The sequence below is a fragment of the Streptomyces sp. NPDC006510 genome, assembly GCF_040611955.1.
Classification (GTDB): domain Bacteria; phylum Actinomycetota; class Actinomycetes; order Streptomycetales; family Streptomycetaceae; genus Streptomyces.
Genome location: NZ_JBEXPH010000011.1, coordinates 14,368 through 38,399, shown reverse-complemented (window position 1 = coordinate 38,399; position 24,032 = coordinate 14,368). Strand labels below are relative to the sequence as shown.

At 71.6% G+C, this 24,032-nt stretch carries 24 protein-coding genes; 16 read left to right on the top strand and 8 right to left on the bottom strand.

Features of this window, described 5'->3' with window-relative positions:
* The first annotated feature begins 31 nt into the window (after window positions 1-31).
* From ABZY11_RS05985 to ABZY11_RS05970, 4 genes are all read left to right on the top strand, one after another.
* Window positions 32-1,243: an alpha/beta hydrolase gene (locus ABZY11_RS05985; protein ID WP_356477942.1), complete on the top strand. Its 1,212-nt coding sequence runs from the start codon at window positions 32-34 to the stop codon at window positions 1,241-1,243.
* An 85-nt stretch (window positions 1,244-1,328) separates the two neighbouring features.
* Window positions 1,329-2,321, top strand: a complete 993-nt coding sequence (locus tag ABZY11_RS05980) for a DUF4429 domain-containing protein (protein ID WP_356477941.1) — start codon at window positions 1,329-1,331, stop codon at window positions 2,319-2,321.
* Between the two features lie 93 nt (window positions 2,322-2,414).
* The gene (locus ABZY11_RS05975; protein ID WP_356477940.1) at window positions 2,415-3,797 is read left to right on the top strand and encodes a sensor histidine kinase; all 1,383 of its coding nucleotides are present in this window, start codon (window positions 2,415-2,417) and stop codon (window positions 3,795-3,797) included.
* Complete coding sequence (locus tag ABZY11_RS05970) at window positions 3,794-4,477, top strand: response regulator transcription factor (RefSeq protein ID WP_189541760.1); 684 nt, start codon at window positions 3,794-3,796, stop codon at window positions 4,475-4,477. Before ABZY11_RS05975 ends, ABZY11_RS05970 begins: the two co-directional genes overlap by 4 nt.
* 99 nt (window positions 4,478-4,576) lie before the next feature.
* Here the strand turns inward: ABZY11_RS05970 and ABZY11_RS05965 are convergent, their stop codons facing one another.
* Together ABZY11_RS05965 and ABZY11_RS05960 are read right to left on the bottom strand one after the other, a co-directional pair.
* Window positions 4,577-5,068 carry a hypothetical protein gene (locus ABZY11_RS05965; protein WP_356477939.1) on the bottom strand — a complete coding sequence of 164 codons (492 nt, stop codon included), beginning with the start codon at window positions 5,066-5,068 and terminating at the stop codon, window positions 4,577-4,579.
* Between the two features lie 211 nt (window positions 5,069-5,279).
* Window positions 5,280-6,779 carry a helix-turn-helix domain-containing protein gene (locus tag ABZY11_RS05960; RefSeq protein WP_356477938.1) on the bottom strand — a complete coding sequence of 500 codons (1,500 nt, stop codon included), beginning with the start codon at window positions 6,777-6,779 and terminating at the stop codon, window positions 5,280-5,282.
* A gap of 259 nt (window positions 6,780-7,038) precedes the next feature.
* On the opposite strand from ABZY11_RS05960, the gene ABZY11_RS05955 reads away from it, so the two are divergent.
* On the top strand, window positions 7,039-8,085 hold the full coding sequence (locus ABZY11_RS05955; RefSeq protein WP_356477937.1) for an alpha/beta hydrolase: 1,047 nt from the start codon (window positions 7,039-7,041) through the stop codon (window positions 8,083-8,085).
* 30 nt (window positions 8,086-8,115) lie between these two features.
* Here ABZY11_RS05955 and ABZY11_RS05950 read toward each other — a convergent pair whose 3' ends face one another.
* Window positions 8,116-9,132, bottom strand: coding sequence for an aldo/keto reductase (locus ABZY11_RS05950; RefSeq protein WP_356477936.1), 1,017 nt, complete (start codon window positions 9,130-9,132; stop codon window positions 8,116-8,118).
* Window positions 9,132-9,593 (bottom strand): MerR family transcriptional regulator, encoded by a 462-nt coding sequence (locus tag ABZY11_RS05945; protein ID WP_356477935.1) that lies wholly within the window; start codon window positions 9,591-9,593, stop codon window positions 9,132-9,134. Before ABZY11_RS05945 ends, ABZY11_RS05950 begins: the two co-directional genes overlap by 1 nt.
* Window positions 9,594-9,710: 117 nt before the next feature.
* Between ABZY11_RS05945 and ABZY11_RS05940 the strand changes: the two genes are divergently transcribed.
* Window positions 9,711-10,532 carry a serine hydrolase domain-containing protein gene (locus ABZY11_RS05940; protein ID WP_356477934.1) on the top strand — a complete coding sequence of 274 codons (822 nt, stop codon included), beginning with the start codon at window positions 9,711-9,713 and terminating at the stop codon, window positions 10,530-10,532.
* Window positions 10,533-10,538: 6 nt separating this feature from the next.
* On the opposite strand, the gene ABZY11_RS05935 is transcribed toward ABZY11_RS05940, so the two are convergent.
* Window positions 10,539-10,973 (bottom strand): ATP-binding protein, encoded by a 435-nt coding sequence (locus ABZY11_RS05935; protein ID WP_356477933.1) that lies wholly within the window; start codon window positions 10,971-10,973, stop codon window positions 10,539-10,541.
* Between the two features lie 85 nt (window positions 10,974-11,058).
* On the opposite strand from ABZY11_RS05935, the gene ABZY11_RS05930 reads away from it, so the two are divergent.
* From ABZY11_RS05930 to ABZY11_RS05920, 3 genes are all read left to right on the top strand, one after another.
* A complete protein-coding gene (locus tag ABZY11_RS05930; RefSeq protein WP_356477932.1) occupies window positions 11,059-11,907 on the top strand; it encodes a helix-turn-helix transcriptional regulator in 849 nt (282 codons plus the stop codon).
* Window positions 11,867-12,061 carry a DUF397 domain-containing protein gene (locus ABZY11_RS05925; RefSeq protein WP_356477931.1) on the top strand — a complete coding sequence of 65 codons (195 nt, stop codon included), beginning with the start codon at window positions 11,867-11,869 and terminating at the stop codon, window positions 12,059-12,061. Before ABZY11_RS05930 ends, ABZY11_RS05925 begins: the two co-directional genes overlap by 41 nt.
* A gap of 103 nt (window positions 12,062-12,164) precedes the next feature.
* Entirely contained in the window at window positions 12,165-12,755 is a 591-nt protein-coding gene (locus tag ABZY11_RS05920; RefSeq protein ID WP_356477930.1) for a GNAT family N-acetyltransferase, read from the top strand.
* 10 nt (window positions 12,756-12,765) lie between these two features.
* Here the strand turns inward: ABZY11_RS05920 and ABZY11_RS05915 are convergent, their stop codons facing one another.
* The gene (locus ABZY11_RS05915; protein WP_356477929.1) at window positions 12,766-13,431 is read right to left on the bottom strand and encodes a pirin family protein; all 666 of its coding nucleotides are present in this window, start codon (window positions 13,429-13,431) and stop codon (window positions 12,766-12,768) included.
* A gap of 116 nt (window positions 13,432-13,547) precedes the next feature.
* On the opposite strand from ABZY11_RS05915, the gene ABZY11_RS05910 reads away from it, so the two are divergent.
* The 5 genes from ABZY11_RS05910 (at window position 13,548) to fabF (ending at window position 18,420) form a co-directional block, all read left to right on the top strand.
* Window positions 13,548-14,747, top strand: a complete 1,200-nt coding sequence (locus ABZY11_RS05910; RefSeq protein ID WP_356477928.1) for a helix-turn-helix domain-containing protein — start codon at window positions 13,548-13,550, stop codon at window positions 14,745-14,747.
* 89 nt (window positions 14,748-14,836) lie between these two features.
* Window positions 14,837-15,751, top strand: coding sequence for an ACP S-malonyltransferase (locus tag ABZY11_RS05905; protein ID WP_356477927.1), 915 nt, complete (start codon window positions 14,837-14,839; stop codon window positions 15,749-15,751).
* Window positions 15,752-15,765: 14 nt separating this feature from the next.
* Entirely contained in the window at window positions 15,766-16,767 is a 1,002-nt protein-coding gene (locus ABZY11_RS05900; protein ID WP_356477926.1) for a ketoacyl-ACP synthase III, read from the top strand.
* A gap of 64 nt (window positions 16,768-16,831) precedes the next feature.
* Window positions 16,832-17,080: an acyl carrier protein gene (locus ABZY11_RS05895; protein WP_356477925.1), complete on the top strand. Its 249-nt coding sequence runs from the start codon at window positions 16,832-16,834 to the stop codon at window positions 17,078-17,080.
* A 77-nt stretch (window positions 17,081-17,157) separates the two neighbouring features.
* Complete coding sequence (gene fabF / locus ABZY11_RS05890) at window positions 17,158-18,420, top strand: beta-ketoacyl-ACP synthase II (protein WP_356477924.1); 1,263 nt, start codon at window positions 17,158-17,160, stop codon at window positions 18,418-18,420.
* Between the two features lie 167 nt (window positions 18,421-18,587).
* On the opposite strand, the gene ABZY11_RS05885 is transcribed toward fabF, so the two are convergent.
* Window positions 18,588-19,082 (bottom strand): DUF3145 domain-containing protein, encoded by a 495-nt coding sequence (locus tag ABZY11_RS05885; protein ID WP_356477923.1) that lies wholly within the window; start codon window positions 19,080-19,082, stop codon window positions 18,588-18,590.
* A gap of 350 nt (window positions 19,083-19,432) precedes the next feature.
* Here ABZY11_RS05885 and ABZY11_RS05880 point away from each other — a divergent pair, with 350 nt between their 5' ends.
* Window positions 19,433-20,341 carry an SGNH/GDSL hydrolase family protein gene (locus ABZY11_RS05880; RefSeq protein WP_356477922.1) on the top strand — a complete coding sequence of 303 codons (909 nt, stop codon included), beginning with the start codon at window positions 19,433-19,435 and terminating at the stop codon, window positions 20,339-20,341.
* Between the two features lie 11 nt (window positions 20,342-20,352).
* Entirely contained in the window at window positions 20,353-21,351 is a 999-nt protein-coding gene (locus ABZY11_RS05875; protein ID WP_356477921.1) for an aldose epimerase family protein, read from the top strand.
* Window positions 21,352-21,434: 83 nt separating this feature from the next.
* Here the strand turns inward: ABZY11_RS05875 and ABZY11_RS05870 are convergent, their stop codons facing one another.
* The gene (locus ABZY11_RS05870) at window positions 21,435-23,906 is read right to left on the bottom strand and encodes a glycoside hydrolase family 3 C-terminal domain-containing protein (RefSeq protein ID WP_356477920.1); all 2,472 of its coding nucleotides are present in this window, start codon (window positions 23,904-23,906) and stop codon (window positions 21,435-21,437) included.
* Window positions 23,907-24,032: the final 126 nt, after the last annotated feature.

Sequence of the window (24,032 nt, the reverse complement as noted above, 5' to 3'; positions counted from 1 at the left end):
TGTCGTCGCGCGTCTCCTAATGTGGGCCGGAGTGACTTCCTTCGACTCCTCCCCCACACTCACCGCGTGGCGCGCACTGCTCGCCGTCGCGGTCGTGTTCGTGATGCTGGCGACCACTGGTTGGACCGCCGTACGTCACCAGCACTCCGACGAGCCACGCACCCTCGCACTCGCCGCCTGGGCCCGGGGCCGGGTAGCGGGTCATGCGCTTCCGGACGCCGATGCGCCGCCGTACCGGCTGGCCCGCTTCTTCGCCACACTCACGGCCGCGCAGCGCGCCGGGCTGGCCGACAAGTACCCCTTGGTCGTGGGCAATCTGAACGGCGCGCCGGTGACTCTGCGCTATCGCGCCAATCGGCTGGCCGTGGTGCAGGCGCGGAAGGTCGAGCGGCAGCGCATGCACGATGTGCGGCTCTCCCCCGACGGCCGCGCCGAGGCGGTCCGCCGGATGCACCGCTTCGATTCGATGCTCGCCCGCGGCCGCCACTTCCTCGCCTTCGACCCGTCCGGGAGGGGCCGCGCCGCCGAGGTGTTCGGCAGTCTCGACCGGGCCGAGCGGGTCTCGGTGATCGTCCCCGGCGTCGACACCAATCTGCTGACGCTGGAGCGGTCCGCGCCCAAGGTGAACGCCGCCCCGGTCGGAATGGCGAAGTCGCTGTACGCGGCCGAGCGCGCGGCGAGCCCCGGCACCCGTACCGCCGTCATCGCCTGGGCCGACTACACCACGCCCGCCGGAATCGGCGTGGACGCGGCCCTGGGCAACCTCGCCGAGCGCGGCGCGGTACGGCTGAACGCACTGGTGGACGCGCTGCCCGGGAACGCCCCGGTCTCGCTGTTCTGCCACAGCTACGGCTCGGTGCTGTGCGGGGTCGCCGCACATGAACTGCCCTCCAGGGTCGGCGACATCGCGGTGGCCGGCAGCCCCGGCATGCGGGTGGAGAACGCCGCGCAGCTGCGTACCGGGGCCAGGGTGTGGGCGATGCGGGACCGCGACGACTGGATCGAGGACGTACCGAACCTGGAGCTCGGCGGTCTGGGCCACGGGGCCGACCCGGTCGACCCGGGGTTCGGCTCACGCATCGTCTCGACGGGCGACGCGGTCGGGCACAGTGGCTATTTCGAGCCGGGGACCGAGAGCCTCGACAACTTCGCCGCCATCGGCGTGGGCGCCTACGAATCGGTGAGCTGCGCGGCATCCGACAGCGCCTGCCGCGAACGAATCACCGGAAGCCGGACCATCTGACGGGCGCAGGGGCCCTGGCCGGTCATCGATCACAGCCTGCGCCGAGGGGGGACGTGTGGGGCAAGTGCCGCATACGATGAGGCACATGGGTGATGTGCTGGCCGGAATTCATGCCACCTGGGAGTTCGACACCGACTCCGTGCTCATCCGCTTCGAACGGGGGATCCGCACGCCGAAGCTCTTCCAGAGCCTGCGTGAACGACGCGTACCGCACGCGGCGCTGTCGTCGGTGACGCTGACCCCGGGCAAGCGGGGCACGGTGGTCCTGCGTGCCGTGCCCAGACCCGGTGCCGACCCGTTGGTCGAGGCCGCGGCCGGGCAGCTGAAGGACGGCTGCGATCCGTACCGGCTGGTGCTCCCCGCCGAGCGCGAGACGCTGGCCGAGTACTACGCGGACGAACTGCGCGCCCGGCTCGGCCTCGACGCTGCGGAGCCCGCCGACCGGTTCCTGGTCGCGGCGCCGGAGGCACCGATGCAGTTCAAGGCGTACGACGGCCGGGCCGGCTTCGACGGGCAGCGGGTCTCCTTCCGCTGGTTCTGGACGGGTGCCTCCACCGCGAAGTGGAAGGCCGGCGACCAGACGTTCCCGGTGACGGAGCTGAGCGGGGTCGAGTGGCGCTCCCCGGAAGCGTTCGAGGGCTATCTGCGGCTGCTGCCGAGGGGCCTGGAGTGCGCGGTCCCGGGACCGGGCGCGGATCCCGCCCCGGGCAGCGGTTCCGGCATGGGCGCGGGCCCGGACGCGGGGCCGGGCACGGGGCTCGGCACCGGCGCGGTGCGCAGCCCGCAGCCGGTGGCATCCCGCCCCACCCGCGCCGATCAGGACCCGGCCGCGGTGATCTTCGGCCTCGGCTACGGGCCGGTGCACGAGTCGCTGCCGTTCGCCGCGGCCGTACTGGAATCGGTGCGCAGGCACCATTCAGCAGCCGCCGCACCTGCCGCCGTCCTGGCGGGCGCGGGGCGGCGCGACCCCGCGGACATCGCGGAGCGGATCCGGCACCTCGGGGAGCTGCACCAGGCCGGTCTGGTGACGGACGACGAGTTCAGCGCCAAGAAGGCCCAGTTGCTCGCCGAGCTGTAGGGCCGGTAGTACTCCCGTATGAGAGGCCCGGTCGCGGACCGGAACCCGGGTATGACGCCACCGGGCCGGTCCGCTGCCTACGCTGACCCGGCCATGACCACTTCCCCGCCGCATGACCCGCCGCACGACCCACCCCGTGATCCGCCGTACGTTCCGCCCGAGGCACCGCCGCGCCCTCAGCCCGCCGCCGACGGCCTGGTGAGCGCCGCCCGCCGCAATCTGCGCGAGATCGCCCACGGGCTCTCCCACCCGTCCCATCCCCCGGTCCCGCCCCTGGCGGACGCGCCCAAGCGGTGGCGGAGGCTGCTGCCGTACGTCGTCGTCCTCACCCTCGCGGCGATCTTCATCCCGGTCACGCTCAATGTGCTGACCAACGAATACGGTGTGGCCGAGGGACTGGCGGGCCTGCTGACCGTCGCCCAGACGGCGCCGCTGCTGATGCTGGCACACCGCCCGTTGCAGGCGTGGTGGATCATCCTCCCCGCCGACATCGTGGGGGCGCTGGTACTGCTGGAGTACCCGGACCCGCCGCAGGGCATCTGGCCGTGGCCCCCGCCCACACTGATCTGCTACCTCTTCGTGATGCTGGCGGTGGCCCTGCGCGAGACCCGGCGGACCGTGGTCTCCGTCTGGGCGCTGACCGCCGTGGCGAGCCTGGTCCTGCACCTGGGCGGCACGGACCGCAGCAACGGCACCTCGGCGCTGCTCCCGGCGTTCGGCGCGGTGCTCATGGTGATCGGCGCGGTGATCCGGGAACGGGGCGACGCCCAGCGCCGCCTCGCCGAGCAGGAGACCATCAGCGAGGCCGAGCGGGCGCAGCGCACGCTGCTGGAGGAGCGCGCCAGGATCGCCCGTGAGCTGCACGACGTGGTCGCGCACCACATGTCCGTGATCACGGTCCAGGCAGACTCCGCGCCCTACCGGATCAGCGGCCTTCCCGAGCAGGCGCGCGAGGAGTTCGGGGCGATAGCGGCGAGCGCGCGGGAGTCGCTGACGGAGATGCGGCGGCTGCTGGCCGTGCTGCGCAGCGACGGCACGGAGGGCGAGCGGGCCCCGCAGCCGGGGCTGGACCGGGTGCAGCAGCTGGTGGAGGCGACGGTGCGGGCGGGGCTGCCGGTCGAGCTGTCGCTCTCCGGCCGACTCCCGGACGTACCGCAGGCGGTGGATCTGTCGGCGTACCGGATCGTGCAGGAGGCGCTGGCCAACGCGATCCGGCACGCGCCCGGTGCGCGGACCCGGGTGTCGATCACGTCCGACGGCGCGCATCTGACCGTCCTGGTGGTCAACGACCGGGCGGAGCAACCCGATTCGCCGCTGGAGACGACCGGGACCGGGCACGGCCTGGTCGGTATGCGCGAACGCGTACGGTTGACGGGCGGCACGCTGGACACCGGCCCGCTGCCCGACGGCGGCTTCCGCGTCGCCGCGCGACTGCCCCTGACCGTTGTTACACCCCCGGCCCCGGAGGACTCTTGACCATCCGCGTGATCATCGTCGACGACCAGGCCATGGTGCGGGCGGGGTTCGCGGCACTGCTCTCGGCGCAGAGCGACATCGATGTGGTCGGTGAGGCGCCGGACGGCCGCCGGGGCATCGACGTCAGCCGGAGCGTCCACCCGGACGTGGTCCTGATGGACGTCCGGATGCCCGAGATGGACGGCCTGGCGGCGGCCCGCGAGCTGCTGAACCCGCCAGCCGGTGTGGTGCACCGGCCGAAGGTCCTGATGCTCACCACGTTCGACGTGGACGACTACGTGTACGAGGCGCTGCGCGCCGGGGCGTCCGGTTTCCTGCTGAAGGACGCGCCGCCCGCGGATCTGATCTCGGCGGTGCGGGTGGTCGCGGCGGGCGAGGCGCTGCTCGCCCCGTCCGTGACGCGCCGCCTGATCGCCGACTTCGCCCGGCAGGGCCCGACCGGGGCCACCCGGAGCGGCCAGTCGCTGCGGCTCAACGGGCTGACTCCGCGCGAGACGGAGGTGCTGGAGCTGATCGCGCGGGGCCTGTCCAACCAGGAGATCGCGGGGAAGCTGGTGCTGGCCGAGCAGACGGTGAAGACGCACATCGGGCGGGTACTGGCCAAGCTGGACCTGCGGGACCGGGCGCAGGCGGTGATCTTCGCGTACGAGGCGGGGGTGGTGGTGCCGGGCGAGGGGTGAGAGTGCTTCCCCCCTCGCCCGGAACCGAAGGGTCCGCCGCCCCCCGACGGCGGACCCGGTCACCCCGGGCCACCGGGGCGCTCTGCCGGCGGGATGCGCCTACGCCTTGGGGTTCTTGTGCCACTTGCCCTCAAGGCAGGTGTCGCCGGTCCCCAAGACGTCGTTCTTGCAGACCACTACGCGGGCCTTCAGCACGTTGAAGGTGTCCGTGTAGCCGGGGAACGTGAAGGTCTTGCCCTTGCCGACGCAGTCCGAGTTGTCGTTCCAGGCCCGGCTTTCCCCGTCGGTGGTGTCCTTGCCCCACCTGCCCCCCTTGAACTGCATGAAAGCGAACGTGTCGTCACCGTCGCCGCAGTCCTGGTCGTTGACGTAGACCTTGACCTTTCCGGTCTTGCCGGCGCCCGTCCACTTCCACGTGGCGTGTGCGTAGCCGAACTTCGCGTTGGCCTTCGACGAGCCCTTGGTGCCGAGGATCTGCGGGCTCGACGCGGCGTCCGCCGACGCCTGAGCGGTCGTGGCCGTGGCACCGCCCGCGGCGAGCAGTACGGCGGTCCCCAGGGCGGCGAGTGTGGTCTTCGTCCTGAACATCATTTCTCTCCGTTCTGCATCTGCCCCCGTGGGCCGATGCTGTGCAGTACGGGCTGTTCAGAACGAGTGGAGCACGCCGTCCAGGGGGCCAGAAGGGCCGATATGTGTGCACGCTGCCCAACTTCCGCGCCCGTGGTGTGCACGCTGCGCACCCCGGGGGCGGGACAGGGCACGATGCACACCTCGGCTCCGGCCGACTGCTCACGGTGCACGGTCAGAGAGGGGTGTCGCCCGAGAGGTGGAGCGCGTGGACGAGGTCGTGGACCCCCGAGCCCGAGCTCAGCAGATCCCGCGTCAGCCGGCGCTCGGCGGTTCGGAGATGGGCGGCCACGGTGGTACGGCTGCACCCCAGGCGGCGGGCGGCCTGCTGGGCGTCGGCGTTCGTGTCGATCCAGGTGCGCAGGGTGCGGTGCACCGGGTGGTACCTGGCGTCTCGCAGCGGCTCCAGGAACGTACGGCCCCACTCCGCCGCGGGCCGCGTGTGCAACAGCTCTTCCAGAGCGGGTGGGTCCGCCTGCGCGGGAGCATGCCCGACTTCCCGGTGGAGGGCGGCAACACCCAGGGCCAGGGCCAGAGTTGCCCGGCAGCGGACATCACGGAGGTCCAGTCCGAGCGCCGCTTGCGCACGGCCGAGGTGGGCGGTGACCGTGTTGCGGCTGACGTTCATCATGCGTGCCACTCCCGAGCGGTGGAAGTGCATCGCGAGCCGGGTGATCTCGTTGGTGAGCTCCGGTAAGCCGGTCAGCGGCGAGAGGACGGAGCCGGCCCACTCGATGGCCTCCGCCCGGGGCAGCAGCCGCTCCAGGGGCTCCTGGCCCCGGTAACCGGCCACCCGGCTCGGGGTGTTGGACGCCACGGCCAGGGCGTGCCGGGCCTGCCCGTATGCCTCGGCCGTCGCGGGGAGCGGATGGGCGCTGCTGATGCCCAGCGCGTAACGGGGGTTGTCCGCGACGAGGTCGCGGAGCACCGCGGCCAGGCCGTCGGTGGCTTCGGCGCCGCTCCCGTCCCGGTCGGCGATCAGGCAGACGAGGTGTTCGTCGTAGACGGGGCACCCCACCATCAGACCGTCGCCGTGGTAACCCGAGGGGTCCTGGTAGGCCTGGGCGATCCGCTCGCGGTCGTCCTTCGCGCACCGCAGGATGTGGACGCGCAGCCGGTCGCAGTCCAGCAGTTCCGGGACGGATCCGGTCGTCATACGGCGGGCCAGCAGGGGGTCCCCGGCCTGAAGGGCCATGATGACGCCCACACGTAATTGGTGCGCCTTCTGCTGGTAGCTGCGGATCACCCGGTCGGTCTCCCGGGCACGGTGCAGGACCGCGATGATGCCGCCGGTACGGGAGGCCAGGGCCGCGGCCTGGCGTGTCAGCGGGGTGGGGCTGACCAGCACGAGCACCCGGCGCGGCAGCTCCGCGCCGACCGCTTCGAGCCGTACCTGCGCCGTCCCTACGTCCATGGCGGCCGAGGCCACCCGCCCGTTGGCCAGCCGGGTGAGCATCGGTTCGAGGTGGTCCAGAACGCGCTCGGAGAACCCGGCCGTCGACAACTCCACCGTCCTCAGGACTCCGTTGACGATCGCCGCTTCCGCGCCGAGCTCGCGCGGAAGCCATTCGGCGATCACCCGGAGATCGGCGTCCGGCTTCCGGGCCACCTGCCCGACCAGACTCAGGAACTCGTCGAGCCGCTCGGCGGGCCGAAGCGCCCTGGGGTCCGTCATACCCGGTCTTCCTCCCATGTCGCCCCAAGGGCCGATCTCTTGAGCGTTCGCATCTCTTGGTACCCGTTCGCCGTGGGGCCAGTCATTCCGGGACACGGCGCGGGCAGCGTGCCGGCCGATACCCGTACGCCCCCTACCCCGGTATCACTCCGCTTCTGGCCCCCCGGTGCGACGCCCTCGCACCGGTCCTCTCCCTACCTTCCTCTCCGTCGCGCCGGACGGCGTGCGGGAGCCGGATCAGCCGGAGAGTGAGGGCGGGATGCGCCGTTACGCGAGGACTCTGGTCGCGGTCGCGCTGGCCACCACCGTGGTGGCGGGGACGGCCGGCTGGGCGTCCGGGAATGCGCAACAGGCCCTCACCGGGCCGCCCCCGGGCACCGCGGCCTGGCGCGCGGATCACGCGCTGGGGCGGGAGCTGCCCGACCCCGGGCGGAGCACGCCGGCCGAAGTGGCCCGATTCTTCCGGGGGTTGACCGAAGCACAGCAACAGGCCCTGGTCGTACGGCATCCGCTCGTCGTCGGCAATCTGGACGGCGTCCCCGTCGAACTGCGCTACCGCGCCAACGCCCGTTCCTTGCAAGCCAGTCACGATCCCCGGTACGCGCATCTCGGAAAAGCCCGGGGTCGGCAGATCCTCGCGTTCGACCCGCGCGGACGCGGTCAGGTCGCCGAGGTCTTCGGGGACCTGCGCACCGCACGTCATGTCGCGGTCGTGGTGCCGGGCTCGGACATCGACGCCGGAACCTTCGACCGTACGAAGGATGTGTACGGCACTCCGGCCGGCATGGCGAAGGCGCTGTACGCCCGGACCGGGCCCGGCAGCGCGGTCATCGCCTGGGCCGGGTACACCACCCCCGTGGGCCTCGGCATCGACGCCGCGACGGGCTCGCTCGCCGAGGCGGGGGCGGACCGGCTGACCCGGTTCACGGACGGTCTCGCGGCCGACGGCCTCCCCGAGCCCGCCGTGTTCTGCCACAGCTACGGCTCCGTCGTGTGCGGGCTCGCCGCACCCCGGCTGCGCGCCAGGGACCTGGTCGTCCTCGGCTCCCCCGGGATGCGCGTGGACGACGTCGCCGATCTGCGCACCGACGCCCGGGTCTGGGCCGCGAAGGACGCCACGGACTGGATCGACGACGTGCCGAACATCGAGGTGGCGGGGCTCGGCCACGGCCCCGATCCGGCCGCCCCGGAGTTCGGCGCACGCCACGTCCCGGCCGACGACGCCCGCGGGCACACCGGCTACTTCGCCCCGGGCACGGACTCGCTCCGCGCCTTCGCCGCGATCACCGAGGGGAGGGCGCGCTGAGCCCGGGGCACCCGGCCCGCCCCGTACCGGCTACTCGCGCGCGGCGGACGTCGAGCTCATGTCCGGGTACCGGTCCCCGGCCACCAGCCCCGCGATCGGCTCCAGCCGTGCCAGCTCCCCGTCCGTCAGGGTGAGCCGGGTGGCGGCCACGTTCTCCAGCAGCCGGCTGCTCTTGCGGGTGCCCGGGATCGGCACCACGGTCAGCCCGTGCACCTGGGCCCGCTGCTGCACCCAGGCGAGCGCCACCTGCGCGGCCGACGCCCCGTGCGCCGCCGCGATCTTGTGGACCGGCTCCAGCAGGGCGGCGTTCTTCTTCGCGTTGTCGCCGGTGAAGCGGGGCTGGTACTGGCGGAAGTCGCCCTTGGACAGGTCCTTGGCGGCGTCGGTGAACGCCCCGGTCAGGAAGCCCCGGCCGAGCGGCGAGTACGGCACGAAGGTCACCCCGAGCTCGATGGCGGCCGGTACGGCGCTGCGCTCGACGTCCCGGCTGAAGAGCGACCACTCGGACTGCAGGGCCGCGATCGGGTGCACCGCGTGCGCCTCGCGCAGCTCCGCGCCGGTCACCTCGCTCAGCCCGAGCTGCTTGACCTTGCCCTGCTGGACCAGCTCGGCCATCGCGCCGACGGACTCGGCCAGCGGGACGGCCGGGTCGCGGCGGTGCATGTAGTAGAGGTCGATGACGTCGGTGTTCAGCCGGCGCAGGCTGTCCTCGACGGCCTTGCGGATGTACGCGGGGTCGTTGCGCACGCCCCGGTAGTGCGGGTCGTCCTTCTTGCGCTCTATGGCGAACTTCGTTGCGAGGGTGATCTCGTCCCGGTGCGCCCCGACGAACGGGGCGAGGAAGGTCTCGTTGGCGCCGAGACCGTACACATCCGCGGTGTCGAAGAGGGTGACGCCCGCCGCCAGCGCCGTCTCCAGCGTCTCGCGGGCTGCGGACTCGTCGGTCTCGCCGTAGAACTCGCTCATGCCCATGCAGCCGAGCCCCTGCACGCCGACCTGCGGGCCGCCGTCGCCGAGCTCCACGGTAGTGATCTTGTCGTCAGTCATCAGGCACAGGGCCTTTCCGGCGCCCGCCGGGCGCTCGCATAGAAGTCGATCTTGTGGTCGAGCACGGCGAGGGTGTCCTGGAGCTCCGCGATCCGCTTCCTCACGTCGCGGCGGGTCGCCTCCAGCAGCTCCTGCCGCTCCTCGAAGGTGTGCTCGCCCTCGCGCAGCAGCTCCGCGTACCGGACCATGTCGGCGACCGGCATCCCGGTCAGCCGCAGCTTGCCGACGAAGGCCAGCCAGTCCAGATCGCGGTTGCTGAAGCGGCGCTGGCCGGTGTGGGACCGGTCGACGTGCGGCATCAGCCCGATCCGCTCGTACCAGCGCAGGGTGTGCGCGGTGAGCCCGGTGAAGGCCGCGACCTCACTGATGGTGTACCGGTCCTGGCCCTCGGGACGCGGATGCGCCTGCGGGGCCGTGGCGCAGGCGTCCACCTTCGCCGAAGTGCTCTCCATCACCGTCATGACCTCCACGCTAGAACCTTGGAGTGCACTCGAAGCAAGCGCAATCGGGGACGGGTTCCGGCGGCCCCCGGGCCACCCCCTCCGCGCCGCTCCGGGGCGCCCTTTAGGCTCGTACGCATGCAGAGCCTGGCGATGATCGACAACTGGCCCGTCCCCACCGCGGCGGCTGCCGTCGTACGAGCGGACGGCACCGTCGTCGGTACGCACGGTCCGAGCGCGCACCGTTTCCCGCTCGCCTCCGTCACCAAGCCGATCGCGGCCTACGCGGCGCTGGTGGCGTACGAGGAGGGCGCGGTCGAGCTCGACGAACCGGCCGGGCCGGAAGGGTCCACCGTCCGGCATCTGCTCGCGCACACCAGCGGGCTCGCCTTCGACGAGCACCGGACGACGGCCGCGCCCGGCACCCGGCGGCTCTACTCCAACGCGGGCTTCGAGGTGCTCGGCGACCACATCGCCAAGGCCACCGACATCCCGTTCCCGGAGTACGTGCGCCAGGCGGTGCTGGAACCGCTCGGGATGACGGCGACCACGGTGGACGGCTCACCCGCCAAGGACGGCGTCTCGACCGTCGACGACCTCATACGGTTCGCGGCGGAGGTGCAGGCGCCCCGCCTGCTCGACCCGCGTACGGTGCTGGCCGCGCAGACCGTCGTACACCCCGGCCTGAAGGGCGTACTGCCGGGCTACGGCCACCAGAACCCCAACGACTGGGGCCTCGGCTTCGAGATCCGGGACTCCAAGTCGCCGCACTGGACGGGCAGTTCCTCGTCGCCCGCGGCCTTCGGGCACTTCGGTCAGTCGGGGACGTTCCTGTGGATCGACCCGGTCGCAAGCGCGGCGTGCATCGCGCTGACCGACCGGGCCTTCGGCCCGTGGGCGGTAGAGGTGTGGCCGCCGTTCACGGACGCGGTGCTCGCGGAGCTGCGTTCCGGCCGCTGAGCGACGTCACCCGTCGGCCGCTTTCGTGGCCAGGCACTCGAACCACACCGTCTTACCGGTGCCGTCGCGGCGCGGTTCCGCGCCCCAGCGGTCGGTGACGGCGCCGACCAGCATCAGCCCTCGCCCGCCCTCGTCGAGGGCATCACCCGCGACCGCGCGGGGCAGTTCCGGGCAGTTGTCCGCGACCTCGACGCGCACACCCCCGTCCGGGAGCAGGAAGATGAGCGTCTGACAGCGGCGGCCGGGGACGTGCCGTACGACATTGGCGATCAGCTCGGTGAGCGCCAGCTCGGCCGCGTCGGCCACTTCGAGGAGACCCCAGCCGGTGAGGTAGAGCCGCAGGATGCGGCGCAAATGCCGGGCCGAGTGCTCACCCATCGCGAAGTCGGCGCGGTAGGTGGCCCCAATGCCACCGGCCTGCGGATCGATTACGTCATTCATGTCACCAGAGTGCAGCGACGTGATTACGCTCGGCTACGTACCGAAACGAACGCCGCAAGGCGTTGAAAGCCGGAGGTGCCCCGCCGTGACCAACATCCAAACACTCGACCCCAGCGCTTCCCCGCTGGACTACTACGGCTGGGAGCTGCGCCGCCAGAGAGAGGCCAGCGGTCTCACGCAGGGCCAGCTCGGCGACATCATCTTCTGCACGGGCTCGCTGATCGGCCAGATCGAGACCACGAAGAAGGTCCCCACCCGCGAATTCTCCGAGCGGCTGGACGCGGCGCTCGGGACGGACGGGGTGTTCTCCCGGCTGATCGGCCTGGTCCTGCGCAGCCAACTGCCCACCTGGTTCCAGCCGTACGCGGAGATGGAGTCGTGTGCCGCGTATATCTCCACGTACCAGGCACAGTTGGTGTACGGGCTGTTGCAGACGGAGGGGTACGCGCGGGCGGTGCTGGCCACTGGCATGCCGGACGACCTCGAAAACCTGGTGGCGGCCCGGATGGAGCGCCAGCGCATCCTGGAGCGGGAACGGCCGCCGCTCGCCTGGGCCGTGCTCGACGAGGCCGTGCTGCACCGGCCGATCGGTGGTCGCGAGGTCATGCGGAAGCAACTCCAGCGGCTGTTGGACTTTGCCGACCACCACTGGATGCGGATCCAGGTGCTGCCCTTCGCGGCCGGTGAACACGCGAGCCTCGCCGGGTCGTTCACCGCGATGCGCTTCGACGACGACCCGGACATCGTCTACACGGAGGACGTCATCTCCGGCCATATGACCGCCAGCCCCGACACCGTCAGGGAAGCCGCACTCCGTTACGCTCACTTGCAGGCCGCAGCCCTCTCCGTCGAGGATTCCGCGGCCCTGATCACCCGCGTGATGGAGGAGCGTTATGAAGACCGGTCACGACCTGAAGAACGCGCGGTGGCGTAAGTCCAGCTACAGCGGAAACACCGGCGGCGAATGCCTCGAAGTGGTCGACGGTCTTCCCTGCGCCGTGCCCGTCCGCGACAGCAAGAACCCGGACGGCCCCGTCCTGGTCGTCGGGGCGGATGCCTGGCGGGCGTTTGTCGACGGGCTCGTCTGACCGCCGCGACACGTCCGTACGACCCAGGGGTCGGAGACGACTGGTCGTCGTCCCCGACCCCCTTCGTCAGACGAGCGGGCGGCACCCACTACCCTCCTCGGCCATGGCCGACATAGTCCGCGCTGCCGCCGCCGATGTCCCCGCGCTCGCCTCCGTACTCGCCAGTGCCTACGCCGAGGATCCCGTCTGGACCTGGCTGATGCCGCGCGACCGGGACCGGCGGCTGCGGCTGCTGTTCACCGCGCACCTGGCCCAGCAGGTCCCGGCCGGGCGGGTGTGGACCGATCCGGAACGCACGGCCGCGGCGGTGTGGACGGAGCCCGGGAAGTGGAAGCTGCCGGTGACGTACCTGCTGCGCAACGCGGGTCCTCTCCTGTGTGCGGCGCGCATCCAACTCCCGCGTACCGCCGGTCGGTTGTTCACCATGGAGCACCGCCACCCGGCCGGTCCCGAGCATTGGTACGTCGAGTACATCGGCACCCGCGCGGACGCGCGCGGCACCGGGCGCGGGGCTCGGGTGCTCGGCGGGCTGCTGGAGCGGGCGGACGCGGACGGGCGGCCGGTCTTCCTGGAGTCCAGCAACCGCCGCAACCTCACCTTCTATCAGCGGCACGGTTTCGCCGTGCACGAGGAGATGACGTTCCGCGCCGGGCCGCCGATGTGGTCGATGTGGCGCCGCAACGCCGACCGGTAGCTCAGGCCGTTCAGGCCGACAGTTCCCAGATCAGCACCTCGGCCGATCCGGTCGCCACCAGCTCAAGCCCCGCCTCGCCGGTGATCCGCACCGAGTCGCCCGGCTCCAGCTCCTCGCCCTCCTCGTCGCCGATCCGGACGCCCCCGGCCACCACATGGACGTACACCCGCGCCGCGTCCGGCACCGCCGCCCGCTCCCCCGCGCCCAGCCTGCGCACATGCAGCATCGCGCCGGCCGCCGGAAGGGCGTACGGGGTGGAGTCGGCGATGCCGGGGACGATCGTGTACGAGGGTTCGCCGCCCGGTTCGAGCGGGGCCAGCCACATCTGGATGAACGTCAGCGGGGCGTCCCCGTCATTGCGTTCGACGTGGCGCACACCCGAGGCGGCGCTGAGGTGCTGGAGGTCACCGGCCCGTACGACCGTGGCGTGCCCGGTGGAGTCACGGTGGGTCAGCTCGCCCTCGACGACCCAGGTGACGATCTCCGTATGGCTGTGGGGGTGTTCCTCGAAACCCGCGCCGCGCTCCAGCCGCTCCGAGTTGCACGCCAGGATCGCGCCGAAGCGCAGATTGTCCGGGTCGTAGAAACTGCCGAACGAGAAGGCGTGCCGGGACAGGATGCCGGCGTCCTGGTCCCCGCCGAGGAAGCGGTCTTCGGCGCGGTGTACGGAAATCACCTGCCCACGGTAGCCGGGCGGGGGAGCGAAGGAATCCCCCGACTGCTACCGGTCGGTACGACCCGCGGTCGCCCCGGCCCTCCGTGCCCGTGGTCCGATAAGGCAATCTTGTCTCCGTGCCCCGACCCGATCCTGAGCAGCCCGCTGCGAACGCCGCCCACCTGCATGCCGCGACCCTGAAGCGCCTGGAGCAGTCCTCCGGCCGGCTCGCCGCGAACGCGATCGCCCGCATGGACGAGTCGCTGCCGTGGTACCGGGCTATGCCACCGGAGAACCGGTCCTGGATCGGCCTGGTGGCCCAGGCCGGTATCGCCGCGTTCACCGAGTGGTTCCGGCACCCGGAGACCCCGCAGGCCATCTCCACCGATGTTTTCGGGACGGCTCCGCGCGAGCTGACCCGGGCGATCACCCTGCGGCAGACCGTCGAGATGGTGCGTACGACGATCGAGGTCATGGAGGCCGCGATCGAGGAGGTCGCCGCGCCCGGCGACGAGTCGGTGCTGCGTGAGGCGCTGCTCGTCTACGCCCGGGAGATCGCCTTCGCGACCGCCCAGGTGTACGCCCAGGCGGCCGAGGCGCGCGGCGCCTGGGACGCCCGGCTGGAATCGCTCGTGGTGAACGCGGTGCTGTCCGGCGAGGCCGACGAGGGTGCCGTGTCACGCGCCGCGGCGCTCGGCTGGAACTCCCCCGAGCACGTCTGCGTGGTGCTCGGCACGGCCCCGGACGGCGACAGCGAACTGACCGTGGAAGCCATCAGGCGGGCCGCCCGGCACGCGAAGCTCCAGGTCCTGACCGGGGTCCTCGGCAACCGCCTGGTCGTCATCGCGGGCGGCAGCGACAACCCGCTGCAGGTCGCGAAGGCGTTGATCGGCCCGTACGCGGCAGGCCCCGTCGTCGCCGGGCCCGTGGTGCCCGACCTGCTCGCGGCCACCCGGTCCGCGCAGGCCGCGGCCGCCGGGCTCAAGGCGTGCGGCGCCTGGCAGGACGCCCCCAGGCCGGTGCTCGCCGACGATCTGCTGCCGGAGCGCGCGATGGCGGGCGATCCCGCCGCACGGGACCAATTGGTGGAGGAGATCTACAGACCGCTGGAGGAAGCGGGCTCCGCGCTCCTGGAGACGCTGAGTGTGTATCTGGAACAGGCGAGCAGTCTGGAGGGCGCGGCCAGAATGCTTTTCGTTCACCCCAACACCGTGCGCTACCGGCTTCGACGTGTGACAGACGTCACCGGATGGTCACCGTCCGACGTCCGCTCGGCGTTCACGCTGCGGATCGCCCTGATTCTGGGGCGCTTGGCCGCGAAGGATCCTCAGTCCTAGACTTTTGTCGGACATCAACAATTCCCCATACGGTTCTTCGTCCCTGTCCCCACGGGTGTTCCGGACCGTTCACAAGAGAGAGTGTGAGGGTGCTCGTACTCGTCGCTCCCGGCCAAGGCGCTCAGACGCCCGGCTTCCTGACTCCCTGGCTCGATCTCCCCGGTGCCGCCGAACGCATCGCGCTCTGGTCCGACGCCATCGAGCTCGACCTCGCCCACTACGGCACCAAGGCCGACGCGGACGAGATCCGTGACACCTCGGTGGCGCAGCCGCTGCTGGTGGCCGCCGGTCTGCTGTCCGCCGCCGCACTCGACGCGTCGCCGGACGTCGTCGCAGGTCACAGCGTTGGTGAAATCACCGCCGCAGCCTTCGCCGGAGTCATCGGCGACGAGGCCGCGCTGCGTCTCGTACGTACCCGTGGGCTCGCCATGGCCGAGGCCGCGGCGGTCACCGAGACCGGCATGGCGGCGCTGCTGGGCGGCGACCCCGATGTGTCGGTCGCGCACCTGGAGAAGCTCGGGCTGACCCCGGCGAACGTGAACGGGGCCGGCCAGATCGTCGCCGCGGGCACCACCGCGCAGATCGCCGCGCTGATCGAGGACATGCCCGAGGGCGTGCGCCGCGTGGTGCCGCTCAAGGTCGCCGGAGCCTTCCACACGAGCCACATGGCCCCCGCCGTCGACCGGCTGCGCGAGGCCGCCGCGGCGCTGGAGCCCGCCGACCCGGCCGTGACATATATCTCGAACGCGGACGGGAAGGCCGTTACCACCGGCGACGAGGTCATCTCGCGGCTGGTCGGCCAGGTGGCCAACCCGGTCCGCTGGGACCTGTGCATGGAGACCTTCAAGGAGTTGGGCGTCACGGCTCTCATCGAGGCATGCCCCGGCGGCACCCTCACGGGCCTTGCCAAGCGCGCGCTGCCCGGTGTGAAGACGCTCGCGCTGAAGACCCCCGACGACCTCGACGCGGCCCGCGCGCTCGTCTCCGAGCACGCAGGCGCCTGAAGGAGCCCGAGAGAATGTCGAAGATCAAGCCCAGTCAGGGCGCCCCGTACGCACGGATCATGGGTGTCGGCGGCTACCGCCCGACCCGGGTCGTGCCCAACGAGGTGATCCTCGAGACGATCGACTCGTCCGACGAGTGGATCCGCTCGCGCTCCGGCATCGCGACCCGCCACTGGGCCTCCGAGGAGGAGACCGTGGCCGCGATGTCCGTGGAGGCGTCCGGCAAGGCGATCGCGGACGCCGGGATCACGCCCGAGCAGATCGGTGCCGTGATCGTCTCCACCGTCTCGCACTTCAAGCAGACCCCGGCCATCGCGACCGAGATCGCCCACCTGGTGGGCGCGGGCAAGCCGGCCGCCTTCGACATCTCGGCCGGCTGCGCGGGCTTCGGCTACGGGCTGACCCTCGCCAAGGGCATGATCGTCGAGGGTTCGGCGGAGTACGTGCTGGTCATCGGCGTGGAGCGGCTGAGCGACCTCACCGACAAGGAGGACCGCGCGACGGCCTTCCTGTTCGGTGACGGTGCCGGTGCGGTCATCGTCGGTCCCTCCAAGGTGCCCGCCATAGGCCCGACCGTCTGGGGCTCCGAGGGCGACAAGTCCGAGACCATCAAGCAGACCGTGGCGTGGGACGAGTTCCACGCCGAGCGCCCGGAGAAGTTCCCGGCCATCACGCAGGAGGGCCAGGCGGTGTTCCGCTGGGCCGTGTTCGAGATGGCGAAGGTCGCCCAGCAGGCGCTGGACGCGGCCGGGATCTCCCCGGGAGACCTGGACGTCTTCATTCCGCACCAGGCCAACATGCGGATCATCGACTCGATGGTGAAGACCCTGAAGCTGCCGGAGACCGTCACCGTCGCCCGCGACGTGGAGACCACCGGCAATACCTCCGCCGCCTCGATTCCGCTCGCAATGGAGCGGCTCCTGGCGACCGGTCAGGCGAAGAGCGGCGACACCGCGCTCGTCATCGGCTTCGGGGCGGGTCTCGTCTACGCCGCGACGGTCGTTACCCTCCCCTAGGCACACCAGGCCTTTTGGGCCCGGACACCAGAACCCTGCAGTTAAACATCGAAGGAGCGCCAAGATGGCCGCCACTCAGGAAGAGATCGTCAAGGGTCTCGCCGAGATCGTCAACGAGATCGCCGGGATCCCGGTCGAGGACGTCCAGCTGGACAAGTCCTTCACCGACGACCTGGACGTCGACTCGCTGTCCATGGTCGAGGTCGTCGTCGCCGCCGAGGAGCGCTTCGACGTCAAGATCCCCGACGAGGACGTCAAGAACCTCAAGACGGTCGGCGACGCTGCCGACTACATCCTCAACCACCAGGCCTGATCAGGCCGGCTCCTGTGTCGCCACCCGGCGGTGGCGCCGCTGATTCACGACCCTCTACACGTGGAGAAGATTTTCCAGTGAACTCGACCAATCGCACCGTGGTCGTCACCGGTATCGGCGCAACCACTCCGCTGGGTGGCGACTCGGCGTCGACCTGGGAAGGTCTGATGGCCGGTCGTTCCGGCGTCAAGCCTCTCGAGGGCGAACGTTTCGCCGAACTGCCCGTCCGGATCGCCGCCCTCGCGGCAGTCGACCCGGGCGACGTCCTGCCCCGCCCGCTCGCCCGCAAGCTGGACCGCTCGGCGCAGTTCGCGCTGATCGCGGCCCGTGAGGCCTGGGCGGACGCCGGTTTCACCGGCAAGGCCGGCGAGGACGAGAACATCCAGCCCGAGCGGCTGGGCTCGGTCATCGCCTCCGGCATCGGCGGTGTGATCACCCTGCTCGACCAGTACGACGTGCTCAAGGAGAAGGGCGTACGCCGCGTCTCCCCGCACACCGTGCCCATGCTCATGCCCAACGGCCCGGCGGCCAACGTCGGCCTGGAGGTCAACGCCCAGGCCGGTGTGCACACGCCGGTCTCCGCCTGCGCCTCGGGCGCCGAGGCGATCGGGTACGCCGTCGAGATGATCCGCACCGGCCGCGCCGATGTGGTCCTCGCCGGTGGCACCGAGGCGGCGATCCACCCGCTGCCGATCGCCGCGTTCGCCAACATGATGGCGATGTCCAAGAACAACGAGGAGCCCGAGAAGGCCTCCCGCCCGTACGACACCGGCCGTGACGGCTTCGTACTCGGCGAGGGCGCCGGGGTCGTCGTCCTGGAGTCCGCGGAGCACGCCGCCGCGCGTGGCGCCAAGGTCTACTGCGAGGTGCTGGGCCAGGGGCTGTCCGCGGACGCCCACCACATCGCGCAGCCCGAGCCGACCGGGCGCGGCATCGCCGCCGCAATGCAGAACCTGCTGGACCAGACGGACCTCAAGCCTTCCGAGGTCGTGCACCTCAACGCGCACGCCACGTCGACCCCGCAGGGCGACGTCGCGGAGCTGAAGGCGCTGCGCAAGATCCTGGGCGACGACCTCGACCATGTCGCGATCTCCGCGACGAAGTCGATGACCGGTCACCTCCTCGGTGGCGCGGGCGGCATCGAGACCGTCGCGACGGTCCTGGCGCTGCACCACCGGACGGCGCCGCCGACGATCAACGTGGAGCACCTCGACGAGGCCGTGGAGGCGGACATCGTGCGCGATGAGCCCCGGCCGCTGCCGGAGGGTTCGATCGCCGCGATCAACAACTCGTTCGGGTTCGGCGGGCACAACGTGGTCCTGGCGTTCCGCAGCGTCTGACCTGCACAATCAAGCCCCTCCGGCGATCGAGGAGTGGGGGTGCGGGGGCAACGCCCCCGTGGGGGGGGGGGGGGCGGGCGCCGCCCGCGCAGCCGGCGGGGGGGGGATGTCGGGGCTCCGCCCCGGACCCCGCTCCTCGATCGCCGGAGGGGCTTATTTTCGCGCCGTCACACCACCTGGTGCAGCCACCGCACCGGCGCGCCCTCGCCCGCGTGGCGGAAGGACTCCAGCTCGTCGTCCCAGGGCTTGCCGAGCAGTTTGGCGATCTCGGCCTCCAGGTCGGTCTCGCCCCGCACGGACCGTGCCAGCGCCGCCCGCAGCCGGTCCTCGGGGACCAGGATGTCGCCGTGCATGCCGGTGACGGCGTGGAAGATGCCGAGGCCGGGCGTGGAGCTGTAGCGCTCGCCCTCCGACGTGGGGCTCGGCTCCGCCGTCACCTCGAAGCGCAGCAGGTCCCAGCCCCGCAGCGCGGAGGCGAGCTTGGACGCCGTGCCGGGGCGGGCCTGCCAGGAGAACTCGGACCGCCAGGTGCCGGGCGCGGCAGGCTGTCTGATCCAGTCCAGCTGGACCCGCACACCGAGGACGCCCCCCACCGCCCATTCGACATGGGGGCAGAGCGCGCGCGGTGCGGAGTGAACGTACAGAACTCCACGTGTCGTCACCGGGACCTCCAGTGTGGGACGAAGTTCGCCTTCCCCAGCGGCCTCGCGCCCGTACCGTCTCTTCTCGGCCGGATCCCGAGGTTGTCATCAGTAAACAGCATCGGGGTGAAGCTCCTGAAAAGGGACAGTATGTGACGTGATGTGATTTCCGGAAAGCCACCCGAGTGGAGCCGGGCGGGGGAACGCGCCGCTGGTTCGCCGAGGAAAAGCTACCGCGCGGCGGGGTCCCAGGTGTGACGTACGGTCGGTCCTGGGTCCATCATTCGCTCAGCTTTCACCCGCCGGAGCGGCCGGGCCTTCCGACCGGTGCCACCAGGGGTTGCCGGGGGCATAACCGAGGGGACCAAGGGATGCAGGATCGTTCCGCCCGCCGCCGTTCGCGTACCTCGGCCGCCGTCCTGGCGGCGCTCTCACTGCTCGGCGCGGCCGTTCTGACCGGTTGTGACTCCGGCCCGGAGGGGACGACGAAGGGGGCGGCCGCGCAGCCGTCCGCCAGGCCCGGCCCGGTCTGGGACCGCGAACCGGGATCGGTGGCCGCCGTCGGCGACTCCATCACCCGTGGTTTCGACGCCTGTTCGGTGCTGGCGGACTGTCCGGAGGTGTCCTGGGCGACCGGCACCGACAGCCAGGTGCGCAGCCTCGCCGTGCGGCTGCTCGGTGAGTCGGGGGCCGCCGCGCGCAGCTGGAACCACGCCGAGACGGGCGCCAGGATCGCGCAGTTGCCGGAGCAGATGGCGCTGGCCGCGAAGGAAGAACCCGATCTGGTGACAGTGATGATCGGCGCCAATGACGCCTGCCGGGACTCGGCGCGGTACATGACGCCGGTGGCTGATTTCCGTGCCTCGTTCGAGGCGTCGATGCGTCAGCTGCGGGCCGGGGCACCGAAGGCGCAGGTGTATGTGTCGAGCGTGCCGGATCTCAAGCGGCTCTGGTCGACGGGGCGCGGCAACGCGCTGGGCAAGCAGATCTGGAAGCTGGGGATCTGTCAGTCGATGCTGGGCGACGCGGACGACATGGGAGCGCCCGCGATGGCCCGGCGGGCATCGGTGCAGGAGCGGGTCGTGGCGTACAACAAGGTGCTCCGGGAGGTCTGTGTGAAGGACCTGCGCTGCCGTTACGACGGCGGGGCGGTCTTCGACTACCCGTTCACCGGCAGGCAGCTCAGCCAATGGGACTGGTTCCATCCCGGGCGCGACGGGCAGGCGAGGCTGGCGGAGATCGCGTACCGCAATGTCACCGCCGCCCGGCCTCCGGCGTAAGGTCCGTGATCATGGTCACTGGTTCGCGCACGGCGATGCGCACGGAAGACTTCGGCACCCTCGCGGACGGCACCCCCGTGCACCGCTGGACGCTGGAACGGGACGGTACGCGGGTGCGCGTGCTGACGTACGGCGGCATCGTGCAGTCGGTGGAGGTGCCGGACCGGGACGGGGCGCGGGTGGGTGTCGCCCTCGGGCTGCCGGACCTCGCCGGGTACGAGACGTTCTCCGGCCCGTACTTCGGCGCGCTGGTCGGGCGGTACGCGAACCGGATCGGCGGGGCCCGTTTCGAGCTGGACGGGCACACGCACCGGCTGACGCCGAACGAGGGGCGCAACCAGGTGCACGGCGGGGCCAGGGGCTTCGACAAGCGCGTGTGGCGGGCGCGGGAGGTGGTCGACGGTGTCGAGCTCTCGCTGGTCTCGGAGGACGGCGAGGAGGGCTTCCCCGGCCGCCTCGCGGTGTCGGCGGCCTACACCCTGGACGAGGGCGGGGCGCTGCGGATCACGTACCGGGCGACGACCGACGCCCCGACGGTGCTGAACCTGACGAACCACACGTACTGGAACCTCGCCGGCGACGACAGCGGCAGCGCGCTCGGGCAGCGGCTGCGGATCGCGGCCGGGCGGATCACTCCGACGGACGCCGAATCGCTGCCAACGGGCGAGTTCCTGCCGGTGGACGGGTCCCGGTTCGACTTCCGTGAGCCGGCGCCGGTCGGCGCGGGCTACGACCACAACTTCGTGCTGGACGCGGCGGGAGCGGGCCCGGCGGCCGAGCTGTACGACGCGGCCTCGGGGCGCGTGCTGACCGTGACCACGACGGAGCCGGGGCTCCAGCTGTACACGGCGGACCACTTCGACGGGCGGCCGTTCGGACCGTGCGCCGGGATCGCGCTGGAGACCCAGCACTTCCCCGACTCCCCGAACCGGCCCGCGTTCCCGAGCACGGTGCTGCGGCCGGGCGAGGAGTTCGTCTCGACGACCGTGTACGGATTCACGGTGCGCTGACGGCGGCAGGGGGACGGGGTCGTCCCGTCCCCCTGCCCGGCCGCCAGGGGCGACCCCGGCCATGATCCGCCGCCCGGCCGCCCCTAGTCCTTGATGTCCACGGCCGCCGTCAGACGTACGTCACCCAGCGAGTGGGCCGCCTGCACCTCGTACGCGCCTGGGACGAGGACCCAGTCGTACGCCTCCTCGTCCCAGATCTCGTAAGCCCGTCGCTCCAGCGCGATCACCGCCTCGGCGCTCTCGCCGGGCGCGGCCTCGACCCGGGCGAAGCCGGCCAGCCAACGGGCCGGGCGGTCGGCGGTGTCGTCCCGGGGCGCCAGGTAGATCTGGACGGTCTCGGCGCCGGGCCGGGTGCCGGTGTTGCGGACGCGGACGGTGACGGAGTCCGGGTCGGCCGTCAGGTTCTCGTACTCCCAGGTGGTGTAGCCGAGCCCGTGGCCGAAGGGGTACGCGGGCGCGGTGCCGGACTTCTCCCAGGCCCGGTAGCCGACGAAGACGCCCTCGTCGTAGTGGAGTTCGCCGTCGGTGGGGGCGGTGTTCGAGACCGGGACGTCGGTGAGCGCGGCCGGCCAGGTGGTGGGGAGGCGCCCGCCCGGTTCCCCGGCGCCGAGCAGGACGTCCGCCAGCGCGTGGCCGGCCTCCTGGCCGGGGAACCAGCTGAGCAGCACCGCGGCGACCTCGTCGCGCCACGGAAGCTCCACCGGGGAGCCGGAGTTGACGATCACGACGGTGTTCGGGTTGGCGGCGGCGACCGCCCTGACAAGCTCGTCCTGATGGCCCGGGAGCCTCAGGTCGGTGCGGTCGAAGCCCTCGGACTCGACGCGTTCGGTGGTGCCGACGACGACGATCGCGGTGTCCGCGGCGCGGGCCGACTCGACCGCCTCGGCGATCAGCTCCTCGGGGTCGCGGCGCGGGCCGAGGTGGCAGAGGGAGAACGAGACGCCGAGGATCGGCTCGTCGTCGCCCAGGGTCTCGGGGACCTGCCGCAGCGAGATCTCGACGGGTTCGCCCGCGGTGAGGGTGATCCGGCCGCGCTCCAGCGGGTTGCCGAAGAAGGCCTCGCCGGGGTCGGCGGATCCGGTGACCCGGTGGATTTCGTCGTACAGGGTCTCGCCCGCGACGGTAAGGGTGAGCGCGCCGGTGCCGCGGGTGCCGAAGATGTGCTCGCCGCTGTCGCGCGGGACGAAGGTGCCGGTGATCTCGACGCTGTGCAGCGCCCGGCGGGTGACGCCCTCGGGGAGGTCGTCACCGATCCACTGGACGGTACCGCCCCGCAGCGGCGCGGAGCCGATGACGGTGCCGGCCTCGTCGTAGCAGACGGCCTTGAGCCCGAAGCCCTTCTCCGCGGGAGTGAGTTCGGTGTTGGGGTCGGCGCCGACCCGGTAGTCGACGACGCCCTCGGGAAGGGCGGCGAGGAGGCCGTCGAGCGGGGTGACGATGTGGTGCGGGAAGACCTGGGCGGAGCCGCCGCCGAGGACCCGGGCGTCCCGGGCGAGCGCCCCGCTGACCGCGATCCTGCGGACGGCCGCCGGGTCGATCGGCAGGGCGGCGCGCTCATTGCGTACGAGCACGAAGGAGCGGCGGGCGATCTCACGGGCCAGGGCGTCGCCGTCGACCGCCTCGGGGCGGCCGGCCTCGTCGACGACGGGCGGGGCGCCGTCCAGGATGCCGACGCGGGCGGCCAGCCGCAGCACATTGCGTACGGCGCCGTCGACGACGGACTCCTCGACCTCACCGGCCCGCACGGCGTCGGCGAGCGCCCTGCCGTACACCGTCTTCGGGCCGGGCATCGCGACATCGAGGCCGCCGTTGACGGCGGCGACGGTGGAGCGGGCGGCCAGCCAGTCGGAGACGATGTAGCCGTCGAAGCCCCACTCGCCGCGCAGCACCGCGTTCTGCAGATAGCGGTGCTCGGTCATGGTGAAGCCGTTGACCCGGTTGTAGGCGGCCATGATGCCCCAGGGGTGGGCGTTCCTGACGATCCGTTCGAACGGGGCGAGGTAGATCTCGCGCAGGGTGCGCGGGGCGACGATGTTGTCGACGGTGAAGCGGTCGGTCTCGGCGTCGTTGGCGACGAAGTGCTTGACGGTCGTGCCGACCCCGCCGTCCTGCACCCCGAGCACATAGCCGGTGCCGATCTCGCCGGTGAGGTACGGGTCCTCGCTGTACGTCTCGAAGTGGCGCCCGCCGAGCGGGGTCCGGTGCAGGTTCACGGTCGGGGCGAGGAGGACGTGCACCCCCTTGCGGTGGGCCTCCTGGGCCAGCAGCCGGCCGGCCCGGCGGGCCAGCGCCGGGTCCCAGGTCGCGGCCAGCGCGGTGGGCGAGGGCAGGGCGACGGACGGGTCGTCGGCGCTCCAGGCGACGCCCCGGACCCCGATCGGTCCGTCGGACATCACCAGGGAGCGCAGCCCGATGGCGGGGAGTGCGGGCAGCGACCACATGTCCTGGCCGGCCAGCAGCCGTGCCTTGTCGTCGAGCCCCAGCGCGGCGAGCGCCGCGTCGACCACGGCCTCGCGGGCCGCATCGGGGTGGGTGGGTGTGGACGCGTCTGCCACGGCCGTTCCTCCTCGTCGGATTCTGGACTGAATGCCTCCATACTGACCCCATCACAGGTAGAGCAGTAGGTTTTGTTATCGTTCTGTGATTTTCGGGATGGCGTACGGTCCCCAGTGCGGGACCGA

What these genes read in the sequence shown, in the direction of transcription:
- ABZY11_RS05980 (WP_356477941.1), top strand. Translation starts at nt 1,329, where the DNA reads ATGGGTGATGTGCTGGCCGGAATTCATGCCACCTGGGAGTTCGACACC.
- ABZY11_RS05975 (WP_356477940.1), top strand. Translation starts at nt 2,415, where the DNA reads ATGACCACTTCCCCGCCGCATGACCCGCCGCACGACCCACCCCGTGAT.
- ABZY11_RS05965 (WP_356477939.1), bottom strand. Translation starts at nt 5,068, where the DNA reads ATGATGTTCAGGACGAAGACCACACTCGCCGCCCTGGGGACCGCCGTA.
- ABZY11_RS05960 (WP_356477938.1), bottom strand. Translation starts at nt 6,779, where the DNA reads ATGACGGACCCCAGGGCGCTTCGGCCCGCCGAGCGGCTCGACGAGTTC.
- ABZY11_RS05955 (WP_356477937.1), top strand. Translation starts at nt 7,039, where the DNA reads ATGCGCCGTTACGCGAGGACTCTGGTCGCGGTCGCGCTGGCCACCACC.
- ABZY11_RS05950 (WP_356477936.1), bottom strand. Translation starts at nt 9,132, where the DNA reads ATGACTGACGACAAGATCACTACCGTGGAGCTCGGCGACGGCGGCCCG.
- ABZY11_RS05945 (WP_356477935.1), bottom strand. Translation starts at nt 9,593, where the DNA reads ATGACGGTGATGGAGAGCACTTCGGCGAAGGTGGACGCCTGCGCCACG.
- ABZY11_RS05940 (WP_356477934.1), top strand. Translation starts at nt 9,711, where the DNA reads ATGCAGAGCCTGGCGATGATCGACAACTGGCCCGTCCCCACCGCGGCG.
- ABZY11_RS05935 (WP_356477933.1), bottom strand. Translation starts at nt 10,973, where the DNA reads ATGAATGACGTAATCGATCCGCAGGCCGGTGGCATTGGGGCCACCTAC.
- ABZY11_RS05925 (WP_356477931.1), top strand. Translation starts at nt 11,867, where the DNA reads ATGAAGACCGGTCACGACCTGAAGAACGCGCGGTGGCGTAAGTCCAGC.
- ABZY11_RS05920 (WP_356477930.1), top strand. Translation starts at nt 12,165, where the DNA reads ATGGCCGACATAGTCCGCGCTGCCGCCGCCGATGTCCCCGCGCTCGCC.
- ABZY11_RS05900 (WP_356477926.1), top strand. Translation starts at nt 15,766, where the DNA reads ATGTCGAAGATCAAGCCCAGTCAGGGCGCCCCGTACGCACGGATCATG.
- ABZY11_RS05895 (WP_356477925.1), top strand. Translation starts at nt 16,832, where the DNA reads ATGGCCGCCACTCAGGAAGAGATCGTCAAGGGTCTCGCCGAGATCGTC.
- ABZY11_RS05880 (WP_356477922.1), top strand. Translation starts at nt 19,433, where the DNA reads ATGCAGGATCGTTCCGCCCGCCGCCGTTCGCGTACCTCGGCCGCCGTC.
- ABZY11_RS05875 (WP_356477921.1), top strand. Translation starts at nt 20,353, where the DNA reads ATGGTCACTGGTTCGCGCACGGCGATGCGCACGGAAGACTTCGGCACC.